The organism is Pseudoalteromonas rubra (assembly GCF_005887095.1).
Taxonomy (GTDB): Bacteria; Pseudomonadota; Gammaproteobacteria; order Enterobacterales; family Alteromonadaceae; genus Pseudoalteromonas; species Pseudoalteromonas rubra_E.
On the sequence record NZ_PNCI01000075.1, the window covers coordinates 1 to 532 of the forward strand.

Annotated in this window: 1 protein-coding gene; it reads right to left on the minus strand. The window is 47.6% G+C overall.

Annotation, left to right across the window (positions count from 1 at the left end; genetic code table 11):
* Positions 1-44 precede the first annotated feature (44 nt).
* On the minus strand, positions 45-532 hold a 488-nt coding region (locus CWB99_RS22285), incomplete at its 5' end, for an IS5 family transposase (RefSeq protein ID WP_138686228.1).

The following is a 532-nucleotide window of genomic DNA, read 5'->3' on the forward strand; positions in this document are numbered from 1 at the left end:
GGCCTTGTTGATCAAATCCAGATAGCTTAGGCAACAATGCGATTTCAGCTGTTTCCCTGATATTCAGGCATACTTAGCCCAGCCATTCTATTGAGCACTTTCACTTTGACCATCGCTTCAGTGTGCTGCTGATTGAATCCACGACTGACCAGCTTGTCACCCATCAGCTGTTTATATCGGTACATTGCTGTTTCAGCCAGTGAACGTTGATGGTAGTTAACACACTTTTTCCACTCACTGCTGCCTATATGCTTTGTTAAAATAACCGCGCTGTTGCGAGCATGTCCATCTTCCCACAACTGCGCGTTACACCTCGGTGGGATCACTGCGTCGGCCTTTTTGGCTGCTACTTCGGCATAACAGCCTCTAGTATCATATGCGCCATCCGCTTTTACCGAGCTGATCTTCCTGCGCAATGGTCTGAGTAAATCACCCAGAACTTCTGAATCAGCTACGGAGATTGTAGACAACTCAGCGCCTATTATTTGGTGTGTATTTGCATCAACGGCCAGATGCAGCTTTCGCCATGTCC